Source organism: Streptomyces sp. NPDC057010 (assembly GCF_042673805.1).
Classification (GTDB): domain Bacteria; phylum Actinomycetota; class Actinomycetes; order Streptomycetales; family Streptomycetaceae; genus Streptomyces.
Genome location: NZ_JBHUSC010000042.1, coordinates 30,316 through 47,212, shown reverse-complemented (window position 1 = coordinate 47,212; position 16,897 = coordinate 30,316). Strand labels below are relative to the sequence as shown.

Sequence of the window (16,897 nt, the reverse complement as noted above, 5' to 3'; positions counted from 1 at the left end):
GCCCGACCGCGCTGCTAGCCGCCGACCTTCGGGGTCTTCGGCAGGCCGTGCAGGGCCGTCTTGGTGCCGGTGAGGGAGCTGCCGGTCGCCTTCGAGGCGGAGCCGACCGCTCCGGTGGTCGCCCCGACGGCCGTCTTCGTGTCCTGGACGGCCTGTCCGGGGTGGTTGGCGATCTCGCCGAGGCGCCGGGTGATCGGCGGCCCCTCGATGGTGCGCCCGTCGGCGTTCGCGTCGGCGTGCGCGGCGACGGGGGTGAGGGCGAGGGCGGCGCCCCCGGACAGGACCAGGGCGGCAAGGGTGCGCTTGATGGCAGTCATGCCCCGCCCAACGACCCCGCCGCTCCCCGGGTCACCGTCTCCGCCCCCCTTTGGAGTGAGACTGCCGAAGGCCCACACCCACCGATATGACACTTGCGTAATATGCCGCACCTGTCATACTCGAAAGGGAAGGTCCGTGGACTGAGAAGTGATCGTCGTGGAGCCTGCACTTTCCTGGCTGCACGCTCTGCGCCAAGACGACCGGCCTACGCTCATCCAGATCAGCAAGGCCATTACCGCTCTGCGGCAAGAAGGACCGTCCACAGGCCGCCCCCTGGTGGACACCGTCAAGGGATCCCGGCTGGCCAACCTCAAGGAGCTTCGGCCCGGGTCGGTCGGCACCAGCGAAGTGCGGCTGCTGTTCGTCTTCGACCCCCTGCGGCGCGCGGTGTTCCTCGTCGGCGGGGACAAATCCGGCGACTGGCAGGGCTGGCATCACTCCGCGATCCCCCGCGCCGAGAAGGCGTACGAGGATTACCTGACGCAATCGGAGGAGGACACACCATGAGCCAGAAGCCCGAGCGCCCCGCGCAGGTCGCCCGCTGGGACGACCTCGTCGAGGAATTCGGTTTCTCTCCCGCCGAGCGGGCCGAGATCGACCGTGGCGCCGCGGAGATGATCTCCGTCGTCCGCGCCCACCGCCTGGCGGAGGTGCGCAAGCGACAACACACCACGCAGGTTCAGGTCGCCGAAGCCATGGGGGTCACGCAGGCACGCGTCTCGCGAATCGAAAGCGGCGAATTGGAACGCAGCGAGGTCGAAACCCTCGCCGCATACGTGCGCGCCCTCGGCGGCAAGCTGAAGATCGTGGCCGAGTTCGGGGACGAGCAGTACGTTCTCGGCTGAACGCCCGCGGCCCCGGATCGGGGGGATCCGGGGCCGTGGGGATGACTCGGCTGGCGGGGGCGCTGGGCCCTCGGGGTCAGTCCTCGACGACCAGGGCCGGGGTGGACTTGGTGAGGACCTCGCCGCGGAAGAAGGCGGGGCTGCGGCGCTCGGTGATGAACATGATCACCAGGCCGAGGGCCAGCAGGCCGACGCCGATGACGAAGACGTTGCCGACGTCGAGGCCGGGGAGGTGGGAGCCGGAGCCGTAGGCCGGGTCCCAGGCGTCGTAGAGGGTCTTGAAGAAGACCGCGGCCAGCAGCACGCCGCCCAGGATCGGGAAGACGCCCTTGAAGAAGAGGTCGCGGGCGGAGCGGCCGAGGTCCTTGCGGAAGTACCAGACGCAGGCGAAGGCCGTCAGCGAGTAGTAGAAGCAGATCATCAGGCCGAGCGCGAAGATCGTGTCGGTCAGGACGTTCTCGCTGACCAGGGTCATCACCGTGTAGAAGGCGCCGGTGGCGAGGCCCGCCATGATCGTGGCGCGGCCCGGGGTCTTGAACTTCGGGTGGACCTTGGCGTAGGAGGCGGGCAGGGCCTCGTACGTGGACATGGCCAGGACCGTACGGGCCACCGGGATGAAGGTGGTCTGCAGGGAGGCGGCGGCGGAGGCCAGGACCGCGACGAAGAGCAGGATGCCGAGCATCGGGCCCATCACGGGGCCGGCGAGCGCGGCGAAGACGTTGTCGGAGGTGTCCGGGTTGCCGAGGCCGAGGCCCTCGTCGCCGGAGCCGACGGCCATCTGGGCGGCGATGCCGGTGGCCAGGTAGGAGCCGACCAGGACGACCATCGCGATGAGGGAGGCGCGGCCGGGGGTCTTGGCGGAGCCGGTGGTCTCCTCGTTGGTGGCCAGGCAGGCGTCCCAGCCCCAGTACATGAAGATCGAGAGCGAGAGTCCGGCGGTGAAGGCCGCCATGGACTCGACCGCGAAGGGGTTCATCCAGGACCAGGAGAAGTCCAGGCCGGTGTCGAAGGTGCCGGCCGAGGCCTTCTGGAAGGCCATGGCGACGAAGATGGCGAGCACGACGAGCTGGAGGCCGACCAGGGCGTACTGGATGCCCTTGGTGGCGGTCATGCCGCGGTAGCTGATGGCGGTCGCGATGCCGATCAGGGTGAGGCAGGTGGCGATGTGGGCGAACTTGTTGTCGTCCAGGGCGGCGATCGACGGGTTGTTCGTGATCTCGCCGGCCAGCAGCCAGAAGTACGAGGTGGCGACGCCGGCGAGGTTGGAGAGCACGATGATCGTGGCGATCACCAGGCCCCAGCCGCACATCCAGCCGATCCGCGGGCCGAAGGCCTTGACGGTCCAGGTGAAGGAGGTGCCGCAGTCCGGCATGGCCTTGTTGAGCTCGCGGTAGGCGAAGGCCACCAGCAGCATCGGCAGGAAGCCGGCCAGGAACACCGCCGGCATCTGCACGCCGACCTCACCGGCCGTGGAGCCGAGGGTCGAGGTCAGGCAGTAGACGGGGGCGACGGTGGAGATGCCGATGACGGCACTGCCCACCAGTCCGACGGACCCCTTGCCGAGGCCCTTGCCGCGGACGTCGCCCTCGCCCTGGGCTACGCCGCTTACCGTGTCTCCGACCTGAGGCCGAACGTCCAGCTCTGTCATGAGTCAGGACGTTAGACGCTGCGTTTTCCATATCCGGAGGTCTTAAGTCCGCATCACGGACCGGCAAAATGCCTTGGATCCTTGAAGTCAAGACACTTCACGGGCTCGTAATACAAGGTTCACTTGACTTCTCGGCCGCCGTTCGGCAGGTGGCGGACATGGCGTTCCGTTATGCGGAAACCGCAGCCTTGTCCGTTTTCTACCCGTTTCAACTTTCCCGTGTGACGGCCGCCACTCCCCGGGCAGCGGCCTGGGCGGGGGGCCTCCCCCGCCCAGGTCATCTCAGCCCGTCCAGACGATCGACTGCACCTCGCTGTAGGCGTGCAAGGCGTACGAGCCCACGTCCCGGCCCACGCCCGACCGCTTGAAGCCGCCGAACGGCGCCTCCATGTTGCGGCCGATGGTGTTCACGCCCACCCCGCCCGCCCGCAGCCGGCGCGCCACGCGGAACGCGCGGGCCGAGTCCCCGGACCACACGTAGCTCAGCAGGCCGAAATCGCTGTCGTTGGCCAGCCGGACCGCCTCGTCCTCCCCGCTCTGCCCGTCCCCGTCGAAGGGGACCACCACGACCACCGGGCCGAAGATCTCCTCCCGGACCACGCGCATGTCGTTCGTGCAGTCCACCAGGAGGGTGGGCGCCACGTAGAAGCCGCGGCCCTCCCCCACCACCGGGCGCTCGCCGCCGTAGGCGATCCGCGCCCCCTCCTTGCGGCCCAGCTCGACGTACGACTCGACGCGGTCCCGGTGCGCCGCCGTGATCACCGGCCCCACCACCGTGCCCGCCGCGCCCGGGTCGCCGACCTTCATGAAGGCCAGGTAGCCGGTCAGCTTCTCGATCAGCCGGTCGTAGACCGACCGGTGCGCGATCACCCGGGTCGGAGCCGTGCAGATCTGCCCGGAGTAGAAGGAGAAGGTCGTCCCGATGCCCATGACCGCCGCGTCCAGGTCGGCGTCGTCCATGACGACCGCCGCGCCCTTGCCGCCCAGCTCCATCAGCTGCCGCTTCATGCCGCGGCCGCAGACCTCCGCGATGCGCTGGCCGACGGCCGTGGAGCCGGTGAAGGACACCATGTCCACGTACGGGGAGTCGACGGCGGCCTCCCCGACCTCCACCGACCGGCCCGACACCACGTTCACCACGCCCGCCGGGGCCCCGGCCTCGTGCAGCGCCTCGGCCATCTTGAACACCGACAGCGGATCCTGCGGGGCCGGTTTGACCACCACCGTGTTGCCCATGGCCAGGGCCGGGGCCACCTTGCCCGCCGGGTTCGCCCACGGGTTGTTGTAGGAGGTGATGCAGGTGACCACGCCGACCGGCTGGCGCACCTCCAGCGCCCCCAGGATGCTCGCCTTCCCCATTGGGCCGGCCTCCGTCACCTGCGGCGGAAGGCCCCGCTCCACCGGCTCCAGGGCGCCCTTCGCGTACCGCCGGAAGCGGGAGACCCCGACCCCGACCTGCATGCCGCGTGCGATCCCGGTCGGGGCGCCCGTCTCGGCCCGGGCCAGCGCGGCCCACGGCTCGAACTCCCGCTGCATGATGTCCGCGGCCCGGTCGAGGATCGCCGCCCGCTCCTCCGGCCTCGTACGCGACCAGGCCTCGAAGGCACCGGCCGCGGCGCGCGCCGCCTCCTCGACCTGGGCGCGCGAGGCCTCGGGCGCGAGGCCGACGACGGATTCGTCCGCCGGGTTGACCACCTCGTAGTGGCCGCCCGCCGGCTCCACCCACTCGCCGCCGACGTACAGCCGCTGGGCGTCGTCCGTCATCGCGTGCTCACCGTCCTCGTGTCGCGGCCGGACCGGAGCACGATGCCCGGAACCGCGCCCGTCACCTCGTCGTCGCGGATGGTCTCCACGCCGTTGACCCGTACGGACACGATCCCGATGGCCCGCGCGTCCAGCCGCGGGCTGTCCCCGGGCAGGTCGTGGACGAGCGTCGCCGGGCCGGCCTCGATGCGTTCGGGGTCGAAGAGCACCAGGTCCGCGTGGTAGCCCTCGGCGATGCGGCCGCGTTCGCGCAGCCCGAACAGCTGCGCCGGGTCGTCCGTGAGCATCCGTACCGCCTGCTCCAGCGGGACCAGCTTGCGGCCGCGCAGGCAGTCCCCGAGGAAGCGGGTCGTGTACGGGGCCCCGCACATGCGGTCCAGGTGCGCGCCGGCGTCGGAGCCGCCGAGCATGACGTCCTCGTGCTGCCAGGTCTCGGCGCGCAGGGCCCAGCTGGCCGGGTCGTTGTCGGTGGGCATGGGCCACAGCACCGTACGCAGGTCGTCGTTGGCGCAGATCTCCACCAGGCAGTGGAAGGGGTCCTGGCCGCGCTCGGCCGCGATGTCGCCCACGACGCGGCCGCTGAGGCCCTCGTTCTCCTTGCTGTACGTGTCGCCGATGACGTAGCGCCCGAAGTGGGCGAGGCGCCGGAAGACGCCGGCCTCCTTGCTGTCGGCGCGGCGCAGCATCTCGGCGCGGACGTCCGCGTCGCGGAGCTTCTCGATCCGCTCGGGGACGGGCAGGCCGAGGACCTCGCCCCAGCCGGGGATGAGGTTGAGCGCGCAGAAGGTGCCGAGGGACATGTTCATGGGGGTGAGGATCGGCATGGTCAGCGCGACGATCCGGCCGCCGGCCTTGCGGGCGCGTTCGCTCGGGACCAGCTGGCGCGGGACGCGCTCGGGGACGGCGGCGTCGATGGTGAGGACGTTCCAGTTGAGGGGCCGCCCGGCGGCGGCGCTCATCTCGACGAAGAGGTCGATCTCGGCGTCGGAGAACTGGTCGAGGCAGCCGGCGACGATCGCTTCGAGCTGGGTGCCTTCGTGGTCGGCGACGGCGCGGGAGAGGGCGAGCAGTTCGGCCGGCTCGGCGTGGCGGGAGGCCACGGGGGCGCCGGCGCCGTCGGAGTGCGTGGAGGACTGGGTGGTCGACAGGCCCCAGGCGCCGGCGTTCATGGCGTCGTGGAAGAGGGCCAGCATCTCGTCCATCTGCTCGGGGGTGGGCCTGCCGCCGACGGCCGCCTCGCCCATCACGTGGCGGCGGAGCGCGCAGTGGCCGACCATGAAGCCGGCGTTGACGGCGATACGGCCGTCCAGGGCGTCGAGGTACTCCCCGAAGGTGGACCAGGTCCAGTCGACGCCCTCCTCCAGGGCCTTGAGGGCCATGCCCTCGACCTTGCTCATCATGCGGCGGGTGTAGTCGGCGTCCTCGGGGCGGGCCGGGTTGAGCGGGGCCAGGGTGAAGCCGCAGTTGCCGCCGGCGACGGTGGTGACGCCGTGGTTCATGGAGGGGGTGGCGTAGGGGTCCCAGAAGAGCTGGGCGTCGTAGTGGGTGTGCGGGTCGATGAAGCCGGGGGTGAGGACGAGGCCGGTGGCGTCCTCGGTGGTGCGGGCCTCTTCCGTGACCGTGCCGCCTGGCTCGGCGATGACGACGATCCGCCCGTCGCGGATACCGACGTCTGCGACGCGGGCGGGGGCGCCGGTGCCGTCCACGACGGTCGCGCCCTTGATCAGGTGGTCGAGCATGACGTCCCTTCTCGGGTGAGTTGGGGCTCCGCCCCAAACCCCGCGCCTCAAACGCCGGCGGGGCTGGCTTGCCCGGAGGGCAATTTCAGCCCCTCCGGCGTTTGAGGAGCGGGGGTCCGGGGGCTGGCCCCCGGCAGCGGCGCCGCAGACGGAGAATTCAGCCTCGCCGGCGATTGAGGCGCGGGGGTGCGGGGGCGGAACTCCGCGCCCCGGCCGGAGGCCGCCGGGCCGCGGGCGCGGCGGGGGCTCCGGTCGGGGCAGGTGCGGGACGGCGGTCCGGGAAGACGCCGTCCCGTTCCCCCGCCGGGTCAGACGGCCTGGCGGAAGCGCGTGGTCCGGTGGACCGGGTCGGTGTCGATGTGCGGGATCACGTGTTCGCCGATCAGCTTGATCGTGGTGAGGGTGTCCTCCTTGGACACACCCGTCGGCAGGCCGAAGGACAGCTGGTCGGCGCCGGCCTGCTCCCACCGCTTGCACTGGGCGCGGACCTCCGACGGGTCACCGCAGATCAGGAGTTCCTCCGCGATGAGCAGTTCGATGATCTCCGCGTTGTACTCGGGGAGGGTCTCCGGCCACTGCGGAATCGCCTCGGGCCGCGGGAACGTGTCGTGGTAGCGGAACACCAGCGACTGGAAGCGGTTCATGTTCGCGTTGACCGCGATCTCCACCGCCTTCTCGTGGGTCTCCGCACAGATCGCCGTCGAGGTGACCATGACGTTGTCGTTGACGAAGGCGCCGATGGCCTTCGCCTCCTGGATCGCCGTCTTGTACTGCTCCAGGACCCACTCCATGTCCGAGACCTTCTGCACGCTGAAGCCGAGGACCCCGAGGCCCTTCTTCGCGGCCATCGCGTACGAGGAGGGCGACCCGGCGGCGTACCACATGGCCGGGTGCGCCTTCCCGTACGGCTTCGGGAAGACCTTCCGCGGCGGCAGCGACCAGTGCTTGCCGTTGAACCCCTCGTATTCCTCCTGGAGGAACATCTTGGGGAACTCGGCGATGGTCTCCTCCCAGATCTCCTTCGTGTGGTTCATGTCCTCGATGCCGGGAAGGAATCCGAGGATCTCGTGGCTGCCCGCGCCGCGGCCGGTGCCGAATTCGAAGCGGCCCTTGGAGAGGTGGTCGAGCATGGCGACCTTCTCGGCCACCTTGACCGGGTGGTTCACCGGGGCGAGCGGGTTGAAGATGCCGGAGCCGAGGTGGATGCGCTCGGTGGCGTGGGCGAGGTACCCGAGGAACACCTCGTTCGCCGACAGGTGCGAGTACTCCTCCAGGAAGTGGTGCTCCGAGGCCCAGGCGTACTTGAAGCCCGACTTGTCGGCCTGGATGACGTACTCGGTCTCCTCGATCAGCGCCTTGTGCTCTGCCTCGGGGTCGACCTTGGACCGCGCCTCAGGCACGTATCCCTGCACAAAGAGCCCGAATTCCAAGGGGGTTCACCGTCCTTTGGTTTCTGACGTTGCGTCAGATTCGATGTCTCGACTGTTCCATCGCGGGGGCGGGAGCGTCAATACCTGACGCTCCATCAGATACGTACCTACAGGATGCTGACGCCCGCCATCCAGCCGCCGTCGATGACGAACGGCTGGCCGGTGATGTACGAGGAGTCGTCGCCGGTCAGGAAGAGGGCCAGCCTGGCGATCTCCTCCGGCTGCCCGACCCGGCCCATCGGGACGACCCGCTTGTAGAGGTCGGCCATCGCGTCCCGGGCCTCGTCGGTCATGTTCGCCGGATCCAGCAGGCCGGGATTGGCCATCGGGGTGTCCACGGCGCCCGGGCACATCGCGTTGACGCGGATGTTCTTGGCGGCCAGCTCCAGGGCCGCCACCCGGGTCAGGCCCAGGATCGCCGCCTTGGTCGCCGCGTAGGTGCCCACGTAGGCCATGCCCGTCAGGCCCGTGTAGGAAGAGGTGTTGACGATGGTGCCGCCGCCGGCCGCCTCGATCTCGGGGGCGACGGACTTGATGCCGAGGAAGGCGCCGACCTGGTTGACCTGGACCACCTGCTGGAACTCCTCCAGCGGGGTCGCGGTCAGTTCGTTGAAGCGCAGGATGCCCGCGTTGTTGACCAGGCCGTCGATCCGGCCGCCGAAGGCCTCCTTGGCGGCGGCTATGGCCGCCGCCCAGTCCTCCTCGCGGCTCACGTCCATCCGTACGTACCGGGCCCGGTCCTCGCCGATGTCCTTGGCCACGGCCGCGCCCTGCTCGTCCAGTACGTCCCCGAGGAGCACCTTGGCGCCCTCGGCGGCGAAGAGGCGCGCCTCCTGCTCGCCCTGACCCCGTGCGGCGCCGGTGATGATCACCACGCGCCCGTCCAGCTTGCCCATGTCCGTACTCCTGGTCGCTAGTCGCTAGTCGTTGAGGAGGGGGGCCACCTCGGCCCCGAAAGCGGTGATCTGGTCGACGAGCTCGGCGCGGTCGCGATTGCGGAAGCGGACCTGGATCTGGTCCACGCCGAGCGCCTTGTACTCCCGCAGGGACTCGGCGAGCGCCTCCGCCTTGCCGGTGAGGGTGCGGCGGCCGGTCTCCCAGCCGGGCGCCCCCACGTAGAGCGGCTCGGTGATCGCACCGAACTCGATGGGACCCTCGACCCCGGCGGCCTCCCGGAGCTCCTTGATCCGGGCGATCTGCGCCGGGAGCCTGTCGCGCGGGTCGCCCTGCGGGAGCCAGCCGTCCCCGCGGACGGCGGCCCGGCGCACGGCCGCGGGCGAGGAGCCGCCGACCCACACGGGGATCCGCTCCTGGGCGGGGCGCGGCAGCTGGCCGAGGTCCTTGAAGGAGAACAGCTCGCCCTCGAACTCCGGGTACTCCTCCGGGCCGAGGGCGGCCCGCAGCGCGTCGAGGGTCTCGTCCAGGACGGCCCCGCGGCGGGCGAAGTCCACGCCGAGGACCTCGAACTCCTCCTGGACGTGCCCCGCGCCGACGCCGAGGACCAGCCGGCCCCCGGAGAGGTGGTCGAGGGTGGCGTACTGCTTGGCGCTGATCAGCGGGTGGCGCAGGCCGAGGATGGCGACGTGGCTGAGGAGCCGGACGTTCTCGGTGATGCCGGCGAGGAAGGAGAGGGTGGCCACGGGGTCGTACCAGACGGTGCTCATGGGGCCCGCGAGCCGGCGCGGGATGGCCACGTGGTCGCAGGTGGCGACGTACCCGAAGCCGGCCCGGTCGGCGGCCCGCGCGACCTCGGCGAGGTCGGCGGCGGTGGCCGACGCCTCCCAGGGTTCGGCGTAGATGGTGCTCTGCGACTGGACCGGGAGCTGCATCCCGTAGACCAGCCGACCCTCCGGAAACACGCGCGCCATGCCGGACCCGCCTCGCCTTCGTCTGCCGATTCGTCATATCGGTGCCGGGCCATCGTCGTAGCTGACGGACCGTCAGGCAAGGGGTCGTCCGGCACCGATCTCGGCGGCGACGTCGGCGAGCGGAGCGTGGAGATGCGCGGATGGCCTCAGGGCGGGCGAGCGCCGCGACGAATAACATTCCCTTTATTAAACTTGCTCCATGACCGACCAGCCCGCACCGGGTGAGGGCCCGACCCGCCCCGTGTCCGTCTCCCTCCACGAGGGGACGATTGCCGCGCTCAAGGCGCGCACCGGCAAGCGCGGCATGTCCGCGTACATCGAAGCGCTCGTTCAGCGGCAGCTGGAGCGTGAGCGGCTCCGCGAACTGATCGAGGACTCCGAATCCGTGAACGGGCCGGCCGACCCGGCGGCAGTCGATGCCAAGCGCGCCATCCTGCGCGGCGAGACGGCGGCCTCGTCGGACTCCGCGTGAGCGGGACGCTGATCCTCGACTGCGAGGGCCTCTCCCTGCTCGTGCGCCGAAACCCCGGCATGCTGGAGTGGCTGACGGCCGCTGAAGCCGAAGACATCCAGGTGGTGATCAGTTCGATCACCCTCGTCGAGGCACGTGACCCGAGGGTGAACCAGGCCCGGTTCGACTACGCGGTCTCCCGCGTGAACGTCATTCCGCCGAGCGAGGCCATTGCGCGGCAGGCGAGCAAGCTGCTCGCCGCTGCCGGGCTGCACGGGCACAAGTACGCACTGGACGCTATCGTGGCGGCCACCGCCCTCGACCAGCCGGGACCCGTCACCCTGCTGACCTCCGATCCGGAGGACCTGACCGCGCTGTGCGGGAACCGCGTGCGGGTGGTCCGGGTGTGACGGCTCGGGCCGTCAGAAGCCTTCCGGGCCCATCGCGATGACCGGCTTCGCCGCCGGGTCCAGGGTTTGCAGGACCTGCCGCATCGCGTCCTTCGGGATGCCGACGCAGCCCTGGGAGGGGCCGTCGTGGTCCACGTGCAGCCAGATGTTGCCGCCCTTGGCCTCGCCCTCCGGCTTGGCGGGATCCAGCGGGGACGTGCCGGGCCGGCGGTTGAAGTCGATGGCGACGACGTAGTCGAAGGACCCGGCCAGGGACTCCCCGTTCACCCCGCGACCCGTCGCGACGAAGGCCCGGTCCTTGTCGTACGGGAGCCGCGTGCCGGGCGGGGCGGGCAGCAGGCCACCCGCGTCGGTCAGCGCGAAGACCCCCTGCGGGGAGGTCAGATCGCCGTACGTGCGCTGCGTGGACCAGCCCTTCGCACCGTTGCGGGCCGGCCAGCTCGCCACCCGCACCCAGTCGGCGCCGGCCTGCGGGCGGGTGTAGAGCGTGGCGGTGGATTCCGAGGAGTCCCGGGCCTTGCCGGTGACCAGGACGAGCTGGCGGGAGTCGGCCGGGATCTTCGCCCGGGTCTGCTCGCTGATGCCGGTCAGCCCCTGGAGGCCGGACCGATCGGCATCGCGCGCGGCCCGCTCCGGGGCCGCCGGGCGGCCGTCCGAGCGGGCCTGCGGAGCGGCGCTTCCGCCGGCCTCGTCGTCAAGGGTGTACAACCAGCCCGCCGTGAAGGTCAGCAGGCCGAACGTGGCGGCGAGGGCCACACGACGGGACGTGGGCGCTTGGCGGGAGCGTGCTCGGGCGTGCTTGCTCATTGGACCGACCGTACATGAGCCGATCTTCGGGGCTACCGGACTCCGTCCGGCCCGCCGGGCTCCCGCGGCGGGAAGCGGACGCTGACCGTCAGCCCGCCGTCGGGCGCCGGATTGGCCCGCACCACCAGCTCCGCGCCGTGCGCCCGCGCGATCGACGCCACGATCGAAAGCCCCAACCCGGCGCCCTCACCTGCGGTGTGCTGCCGCGCGGCGCGTCGCCGGAACGGCTCCAGGAGCATCGGCGCATCGGCCGGATCGATCAACGGCCCCGTGTTGGACACCGTCAGCTCCCCGTCCGCGGTGGTGGCCACGGCGAGCCGGCCGCCCGCACGGTTGTGACGTACGGCATTGCCCACCAGGTTCCGGACCAGGTGGCCCAGCAGGGTCCGGTCGCCCGCCACGGCCAGCGGAGCGAGCGTCCGCTGCACCGTCAGCCCCCGCTGCGCGCAGGCCGCCAGCTCGGCCGCGGCGAGCTCCGCCACGTCCACCCGCTCCACCGGCCGGCCGGACTCCAGCCCTTCCTCCGACACCGCGAGCAGCAGCAGCGACTCGATGAGGTGCTCGCTCGCATCCGCGACGCCGATCAGCTTGGTCCGGATCCGGGCGACCCGCTCCGGCGGCGGATCCCCGGCCAGCCCGATCTCGGCCGCCGCCCGCTGCACGGCCAGCGGGGTGCGCAGCTCGTGCGCCGCGTTCGCCGCGAACCGCCGCTGGGCGGAGACCAGGTGCTCCATCCGCCCCAGCATCGCGTCGAAGGTGTCGGCGAGTTCCTTGAGCTCACCGGGCGGGGCGTCGAGCGCGATCCGCTCGTGCAGGTTCTCCCCGGACAGGCGCCGCGCCGTCCCGGTGATCACGGCGACGGGGCGCAGCACCCGGCCGGCCATCCACCAGGCCAGCCAGATGGACAGCACGGCGAAGACGGCCAGGGCGAGGAGCGAGACGCTCAGCAGCCGCCGCTGGGCCGCCTCGGTGACGGCATCCGACACGGTGTGGGTGTAGACGCGCAAGCCCTTCAGCTCCTCCGCGGACGGCACCTCTCCCGGCGCCGCCGTCCCGGCGGGCACCGGGCTGCGGGCGGGGTCCGGCTCCGGCTGCCGCTCGCCGCGGCGCAGTGCGGGGCTGACCGTGCTGACGGCGCCGCTGACGCTCGTGTACAGCCCCTGGCCGACCAGCAGGTAGACCAGCGCGACCAGGCCGCCGCCCGCCAGGAGCAGCAGGGCCCCGTACAGCGCGGTGAGGCGGCCGCGCTCGGTGCGGGGCTTCATCCGGCGATCCGGTAGCCCGCGCCCGGCACCGTCTCGATCACCGGCGGGTCGCCCAGCTTGGCGCGGAGCTTGCTCAGCGTGACGCGGACGGCGTTGGTGGAGTAGCTGGTGTCCTGCTCCCACACCTCCTCGATGAGGTCGTCGCTGCTGACCACCGCGCCCTCGGCCCGCAGCAGCGATTCCAGTACGGCGAACTCCTTGCGGGAGAGCGCCAGCCGGTGCCCGTCGCGGGTCGCGGTGCGGCGGGCGGTGTCGATGGCGAGCCCGGCACGCTCCAGTACGGGCGGCAGGGCGGGGCGGGCCCGCCGGCCGAGGGCCAGGACGCGGGCGAGGAGCTCGTCGTAGGCGAAGGGCTTGGTGAGGTAGTCGTCGGCGCCCAGCCCCAGGCCCTCCACGCGGTCCCGGACGGTCCCGGACGCCGTCAGCATCAGCACGCGGGTCAGCAGCCGCTCGCGCACCACCTGCCGGCAGACCTCGTCGCCGTGCAGGCCGGGCAGATCGCGGTCGAGGACGAGGACGTCGTACGCGCCCAGGCGCAGGCGCCGCAGGGCCTCCGGGCCGTCGGCCGCCTCGTCGACGGCCAGCGCGTCGCGGCGCAGCCCTTCGGCGATCATCTCCCGGAGGAATTCCTCGTCCTCCACCACCAGTACGCGCATGCCGTCCTCTTTACCGGAGAGCGGCATTTCGTCGTTGTAAGCGGAGGCGGAGAGGGAAGCGAAATCCCGGTCCGGCGCAGGCTCGGGCCCATGAAGCGATCCTCATCCCTCATCATGACCACGGCCGCGGTCGTCACCGGGCTGGCCCTCGCCGTCACCGGGTGCTCGGGCGGTACGTCCGGTTCGGGCTCGGGCTCGGGCTCGGGCTCCGGGAGCGACGGTGGCAGCAGTGGCGGCGGTGGCGGCAACGGCCCCAGCGCCCAGCAGATCGACGACGCCCTCAAGCTGCGCAAGTGCCTGCGCGAGCACGGCATAGACGCACCCGACCCCGAGCCCGGCCAGGATCCGCGCGGCCTGGCCCTGGGCGGGGACGTCGACCAGGCCAAGCTCCAGGAGGCCATGAAGACCTGCGGTGCGCAGGGCCCGGGCGCCGGCGGCGGCATCACGCAGGAGCAGAAGGACCAGACGCTCAAGCAGGCCCAGTGCCTGCGCGCCAACGGCCTGAACGTCAAGGACCCGGAGTTCACCGCCAACGGCATGACCCCGATGGAGGTCCCCAAGGGCCAGGAGAAGGCCTTCGAGGAGGCCATGAAGAAGTGTGAAGCCGCCCGGTGAGGCAGCGGAAACGGAACCGGGGCGCGTGGCTGCTGGCCGCCGTCGCGGCGGTCCTGGCCGTGTCGGGCGGCGGCTACGGCTACGCGGTGCTGGCACAGCCCCGGCACCAGCCGCCGCGGCAGCAGCAGCAGGACGGGCTGCCCGCGGACACGGCGCCGGTGCAGCGCGGGGACCTCAGCGCCGGCCTCCAGGTCGAGGGCACCCTCGGCTACGCGCAGGAGCGCAGGCTCAACGCGGCCGGGCCCGGCGTGATCACGTGGAGCGCGGGCGAGGGCACGGCGGTCGAGCGGGACGGGAAGCTGTACGAGGTCAACGGCCGGCCGGTGCGCCTGATGTACGGGGCCGTGCCGATGTACCGGCCGCTGAAGGCGGGCGACAAGGGCGAGGACGTCAGGCAGCTCAAGCGGAACCTCCAGGCGCTGGGGTACGGGAACGGCCTCGACGCGGAGGACCCCGCCTTCACCGCGGGTACGGCGACGGCGGTCAAGCGCTGGCAGAAGGCGCACAAGGCCGCCGAGACGGGCGAGGTCGGCAAGGAGGACGTGGCCTTCGCCTCCGGGCCGCAGCGCGTACGGAAGACCGACGCGGCCGTCGGGGACGAGCCGGGGCCGGGCCGGCCGGTGCTGACGCTGACCGGCACCGAGCGGATCGTGCGCCTCCAGCTGGACGCCGCGAAGGCGGCGGCGGGGGCGGCGAGGACGGGCGAGAAGGTGAGCGTACGGCTGCCGGGAGGCGCCTCGGCGAGCGGGAGGGTCGAGGCGGTGGGTGAGGGATCTGGCCCGGGGTCGGGGTCCGGGTCCGGCTCCGAGCAGGACGGTGGCGCCGGTGGCGCGGGCGGTGACAAGAAGGCCAAGGTCGAGGTGCTCATCGCCTTCGACAACCCGGACGGGATCAAGGCCCCCGACCAGTCCCCGGTGTCGGTCGGCCTGACCGGAGAGACCCGCAAGGGGGTGCTCTCCGTACCGGTCAACGCGCTGCTGGCGCTGACCGGCGGGGGCTTCGGCGTCCAGGTCGTCGAGGGCGGCCGGGTGCGCGAGGTCCGGGTGGAGCTGGGCATGTTCGGCAGCGGCCGGGTCGAGGTGACCGGCGACTCCCTCAAGGAGGGCATGCGGGTGGGGGTCCCGAAACCATGACCGACACCCATACCCATACGCATACCCATACGCATACGCACGGGGATCCGGTGGTCGAGCTGTCCGGAGTCACGAAGGAGTACGCGGGCGGGGTCACGGCGCTGCGCGGCGTGGACCTCACCGTCCTGCGCGGCGAACTGCTCGCCATCGTCGGTCCGTCCGGCTCCGGGAAGTCCACCCTGCTGCACGTCGTCGGCACCCTCGACCGGCCCACGGCCGGCCGGGTCGCCATCGCCGGGTACGACATCGCGGCCCTGTCGGACCGGGCGCTGTCGGCCCTGCGCTCGCGCCACGTCGGCTTCGTGTTCCAGTCCTTCCACCTCGTACCGGGCATCAGCGCCCGGGCGAACGTCGCCGAGGGACTGCTCTACTCGGGCCTCTCGCGGGCGGAGCGCGGCCGCCGGGCGGCCGAGGCGCTGGAGCGGGTCGGCCTCGGCGACCGCATGGACCACCGCCCGCACGAGCTGTCGGGCGGGCAGAAGCAGCGCGTGGCGATCGCCCGCGCGGTGGCGGGGGCTCCGGACCTGCTGCTGGCCGACGAGCCGACCGGAGCGCTGGACACGGCGTCCGGGGAGGCGGTGATGGAGCTGCTGCACGAGCTGAACCGGGACGGGGCCACCATCGCCGTGATCACCCACGACAACGAGATCGCGGCGAGCCTGCCGCGGCAGGTGCGGATCCGGGACGGGCGGATCGTGGCGGACGTACGGCGGGCGGGGGTGGTGGCGTGAGGGGCGCGCGGAAGCAGAAGGGGCTTCGCCCGCCGAGGCTGTCCCCGCAGGACGTCCTGCATGTCGGATCGGCGGGGCTCCGCGCCCGCCCGACGCGGGTGTTCCTCTCCGCGCTCGGCATCGCCATCGGGATCGCGACGATGATCGCGGTGGTCGGGATCTCCGCCTCCAGCCAGGCCAAGCTGCTGCGCGAACTCGACCGGCTGGGCACGAACATGCTGGTCGCCACGCCCGGCCAGGGGATGTTCAACGGGCAGGACACCAAGCTGCCGAAGGACTCCCCCGGCATGATCGCCCGTATCGAGGGGGTCGAGTCGGTCGGTACCACCGGTGACGTGGCCGAGTCCGTACGCCGGTCGGAGGCCATCCCGAAGGAGGAGACCGGCGGGATCGCGCTGAAGGCGGCGAAGGACGACCTCCTGGGCACCCTGCGGGCGGAGATGGCCCACGGCACCTGGCTCAACCCGGCCACCGGCCGCTACCCGTCGGTGGTCCTCGGCGACGTCTCCGCGCGCCGGCTCGGCATCACCAGGCCCGGCGGGCAGGTCTTCATCGGCGGCCGGTACTTCACGGTTATCGGCATCCTGCGGCCGGTCCCGCTGGCCCCCGAGATCGAGCGCTCGGCGCTGATCGGCTGGGACGCGGCCGAGCGGCTGCTGGGCTTCGACGGCCACCCGACGGCGGTCTACGAGCGGTCGGCGGACGACAGGGTGCGGGAGGTCCGCACGCTGATCGCCCCGACGGCCAACCCCCAGGCCCCGAGCGCCGTCTCGGTCAGCGACCCGTCGGCGGCGCTCCAGGCGAAGGCGGCCACGGAGGGCGCGTTCAGCACCCTGCTGCTGGGGCTGGGCGGGATCGCCCTGCTGGTGGGCGGGGTCGGGGTGGCCAACACCATGATCATCTCGGTGCTGGAACGCCGCCACGAGATCGGCCTGCGGCGGTCCCTGGGCGGCACGAAGGGCCAGATCCGGATCCAGTTCGTGACGGAGTCCCTCCTGCTGTCCGGCCTCGGCGGCCTGGCCGGCATCGCCCTGGGCGCGACGGCCACGGCGGTCTACGCACAAGCGGGCAACCTCCCCTGGGTGGTCCCCCTCTGGTCCCTGACCGGCGGCTTCGCCGCCACCCTCACCATCGGCACCGTGGCGGGGCTCTACCCGGCAACGCGCGCGTCCCGCTTGTCGCCGACGCTGGCGCTGGCGGTGGTGTAGGGGGGATTC

Annotated in this window: 18 protein-coding genes; 8 read left to right on the top strand and 10 right to left on the bottom strand. The window is 71.9% G+C overall.

Annotated elements, in window-relative coordinates:
* Window positions 1-14 precede the first annotated feature (14 nt).
* Window positions 15-317 carry a hypothetical protein gene (locus ACFTXQ_RS27770; protein WP_382645447.1) on the bottom strand — a complete coding sequence of 101 codons (303 nt, stop codon included), beginning with the start codon at window positions 315-317 and terminating at the stop codon, window positions 15-17.
* A 148-nt stretch (window positions 318-465) separates the two neighbouring features.
* On the opposite strand from ACFTXQ_RS27770, the gene ACFTXQ_RS27765 reads away from it, so the two are divergent.
* Window positions 466-825, top strand: coding sequence for a type II toxin-antitoxin system RelE/ParE family toxin (locus tag ACFTXQ_RS27765; protein WP_382645444.1), 360 nt, complete (start codon window positions 466-468; stop codon window positions 823-825).
* Window positions 822-1,163 carry a helix-turn-helix domain-containing protein gene (locus tag ACFTXQ_RS27760; protein ID WP_382645441.1) on the top strand — a complete coding sequence of 114 codons (342 nt, stop codon included), beginning with the start codon at window positions 822-824 and terminating at the stop codon, window positions 1,161-1,163. Before ACFTXQ_RS27765 ends, ACFTXQ_RS27760 begins: the two co-directional genes overlap by 4 nt.
* A 76-nt stretch (window positions 1,164-1,239) precedes the next feature.
* Here ACFTXQ_RS27760 and ACFTXQ_RS27755 read toward each other — a convergent pair whose 3' ends face one another.
* The 6 genes from ACFTXQ_RS27755 to ACFTXQ_RS27730 all read right to left on the bottom strand — a co-directional run bounded on the left by ACFTXQ_RS27755 (window position 1,240) and on the right by ACFTXQ_RS27730 (window position 9,612).
* Window positions 1,240-2,811: an APC family permease gene (locus tag ACFTXQ_RS27755; protein ID WP_382645438.1), complete on the bottom strand. Its 1,572-nt coding sequence runs from the start codon at window positions 2,809-2,811 to the stop codon at window positions 1,240-1,242.
* 282 nt (window positions 2,812-3,093) lie between these two features.
* Window positions 3,094-4,575: an aldehyde dehydrogenase family protein gene (locus ACFTXQ_RS27750; RefSeq protein WP_382645436.1), complete on the bottom strand. Its 1,482-nt coding sequence runs from the start codon at window positions 4,573-4,575 to the stop codon at window positions 3,094-3,096.
* A complete protein-coding gene (locus ACFTXQ_RS27745) occupies window positions 4,572-6,314 on the bottom strand; it encodes an amidohydrolase family protein (protein ID WP_382645433.1) in 1,743 nt (580 codons plus the stop codon). The genes ACFTXQ_RS27750 and ACFTXQ_RS27745 overlap by 4 nt, the downstream gene beginning before the upstream one ends.
* A gap of 308 nt (window positions 6,315-6,622) precedes the next feature.
* Window positions 6,623-7,744 (bottom strand): LLM class flavin-dependent oxidoreductase, encoded by a 1,122-nt coding sequence (locus tag ACFTXQ_RS27740; protein WP_382645430.1) that lies wholly within the window; start codon window positions 7,742-7,744, stop codon window positions 6,623-6,625.
* 107 nt (window positions 7,745-7,851) lie between these two features.
* Window positions 7,852-8,640, bottom strand: a complete 789-nt coding sequence (locus tag ACFTXQ_RS27735) for an SDR family NAD(P)-dependent oxidoreductase (protein ID WP_382645427.1) — start codon at window positions 8,638-8,640, stop codon at window positions 7,852-7,854.
* Between the two features lie 24 nt (window positions 8,641-8,664).
* Window positions 8,665-9,612: an LLM class F420-dependent oxidoreductase gene (locus tag ACFTXQ_RS27730; protein ID WP_382645425.1), complete on the bottom strand. Its 948-nt coding sequence runs from the start codon at window positions 9,610-9,612 to the stop codon at window positions 8,665-8,667.
* Window positions 9,613-9,811: 199 nt separating this feature from the next.
* On the opposite strand from ACFTXQ_RS27730, the gene ACFTXQ_RS27725 reads away from it, so the two are divergent.
* Together ACFTXQ_RS27725 and ACFTXQ_RS27720 are read left to right on the top strand one after the other, a co-directional pair.
* Window positions 9,812-10,084, top strand: coding sequence for a hypothetical protein (locus ACFTXQ_RS27725; protein ID WP_382645422.1), 273 nt, complete (start codon window positions 9,812-9,814; stop codon window positions 10,082-10,084).
* A complete protein-coding gene (locus ACFTXQ_RS27720) occupies window positions 10,081-10,473 on the top strand; it encodes a type II toxin-antitoxin system VapC family toxin (protein WP_382645419.1) in 393 nt (130 codons plus the stop codon). Before ACFTXQ_RS27725 ends, ACFTXQ_RS27720 begins: the two co-directional genes overlap by 4 nt.
* Window positions 10,474-10,485: 12 nt before the next feature.
* Here ACFTXQ_RS27720 and ACFTXQ_RS27715 read toward each other — a convergent pair whose 3' ends face one another.
* The 3 genes from ACFTXQ_RS27715 to ACFTXQ_RS27705 are packed head-to-tail and all read right to left on the bottom strand — an operon-like array spanning window position 10,486 to window position 13,201.
* Window positions 10,486-11,280, bottom strand: coding sequence for a hypothetical protein (locus tag ACFTXQ_RS27715; protein WP_382645416.1), 795 nt, complete (start codon window positions 11,278-11,280; stop codon window positions 10,486-10,488).
* A 32-nt stretch (window positions 11,281-11,312) separates the two neighbouring features.
* Window positions 11,313-12,545 carry a sensor histidine kinase gene (locus ACFTXQ_RS27710; protein ID WP_382645413.1) on the bottom strand — a complete coding sequence of 411 codons (1,233 nt, stop codon included), beginning with the start codon at window positions 12,543-12,545 and terminating at the stop codon, window positions 11,313-11,315.
* On the bottom strand, window positions 12,542-13,201 hold the full coding sequence (locus ACFTXQ_RS27705) for a response regulator transcription factor (protein WP_382645410.1): 660 nt from the start codon (window positions 13,199-13,201) through the stop codon (window positions 12,542-12,544). The genes ACFTXQ_RS27710 and ACFTXQ_RS27705 overlap by 4 nt, the downstream gene beginning before the upstream one ends.
* Before the next feature lie 90 nt (window positions 13,202-13,291).
* Between ACFTXQ_RS27705 and ACFTXQ_RS27700 the strand changes: the two genes are divergently transcribed.
* The 4 genes from ACFTXQ_RS27700 to ACFTXQ_RS27685 are packed head-to-tail and all read left to right on the top strand — an operon-like array spanning window position 13,292 to window position 16,888.
* The gene (locus tag ACFTXQ_RS27700; protein ID WP_382645407.1) at window positions 13,292-13,816 is read left to right on the top strand and encodes a hypothetical protein; all 525 of its coding nucleotides are present in this window, start codon (window positions 13,292-13,294) and stop codon (window positions 13,814-13,816) included.
* Window positions 13,813-14,949: a peptidoglycan-binding protein gene (locus ACFTXQ_RS27695; RefSeq protein WP_382645404.1), complete on the top strand. Its 1,137-nt coding sequence runs from the start codon at window positions 13,813-13,815 to the stop codon at window positions 14,947-14,949. The genes ACFTXQ_RS27700 and ACFTXQ_RS27695 overlap by 4 nt, the downstream gene beginning before the upstream one ends.
* Window positions 14,946-15,680, top strand: a complete 735-nt coding sequence (locus ACFTXQ_RS27690) for an ABC transporter ATP-binding protein (RefSeq protein WP_382645401.1) — start codon at window positions 14,946-14,948, stop codon at window positions 15,678-15,680. Before ACFTXQ_RS27695 ends, ACFTXQ_RS27690 begins: the two co-directional genes overlap by 4 nt.
* Window positions 15,677-16,888 carry an ABC transporter permease gene (locus tag ACFTXQ_RS27685; protein WP_382645398.1) on the top strand — a complete coding sequence of 404 codons (1,212 nt, stop codon included), beginning with the start codon at window positions 15,677-15,679 and terminating at the stop codon, window positions 16,886-16,888. Before ACFTXQ_RS27690 ends, ACFTXQ_RS27685 begins: the two co-directional genes overlap by 4 nt.
* Window positions 16,889-16,897 lie beyond the last annotated feature (9 nt).

Coding starts and splice junctions, on each gene's coding strand:
- ACFTXQ_RS27770 (WP_382645447.1), bottom strand. CDS start 317: ATGACTGCCATCAAGCGCACCCTTGCCGCCCTGGTCCTGTCCGGGGGC.
- ACFTXQ_RS27755 (WP_382645438.1), bottom strand. CDS start 2,811: ATGACAGAGCTGGACGTTCGGCCTCAGGTCGGAGACACGGTAAGCGGC.
- ACFTXQ_RS27700 (WP_382645407.1), top strand. CDS start 13,292: ATGAAGCGATCCTCATCCCTCATCATGACCACGGCCGCGGTCGTCACC.
- ACFTXQ_RS27725 (WP_382645422.1), top strand. CDS start 9,812: ATGACCGACCAGCCCGCACCGGGTGAGGGCCCGACCCGCCCCGTGTCC.
- ACFTXQ_RS27690 (WP_382645401.1), top strand. CDS start 14,946: ATGACCGACACCCATACCCATACGCATACCCATACGCATACGCACGGG.
- ACFTXQ_RS27730 (WP_382645425.1), bottom strand. CDS start 9,612: ATGGCGCGCGTGTTTCCGGAGGGTCGGCTGGTCTACGGGATGCAGCTC.
- ACFTXQ_RS27715 (WP_382645416.1), bottom strand. CDS start 11,280: ATGAGCAAGCACGCCCGAGCACGCTCCCGCCAAGCGCCCACGTCCCGT.
- ACFTXQ_RS27760 (WP_382645441.1), top strand. CDS start 822: ATGAGCCAGAAGCCCGAGCGCCCCGCGCAGGTCGCCCGCTGGGACGAC.
- ACFTXQ_RS27735 (WP_382645427.1), bottom strand. CDS start 8,640: ATGGGCAAGCTGGACGGGCGCGTGGTGATCATCACCGGCGCCGCACGG.
- ACFTXQ_RS27750 (WP_382645436.1), bottom strand. CDS start 4,575: ATGACGGACGACGCCCAGCGGCTGTACGTCGGCGGCGAGTGGGTGGAG.
- ACFTXQ_RS27710 (WP_382645413.1), bottom strand. CDS start 12,545: ATGAAGCCCCGCACCGAGCGCGGCCGCCTCACCGCGCTGTACGGGGCC.
- ACFTXQ_RS27745 (WP_382645433.1), bottom strand. CDS start 6,314: ATGCTCGACCACCTGATCAAGGGCGCGACCGTCGTGGACGGCACCGGC.
- ACFTXQ_RS27705 (WP_382645410.1), bottom strand. CDS start 13,201: ATGCGCGTACTGGTGGTGGAGGACGAGGAATTCCTCCGGGAGATGATC.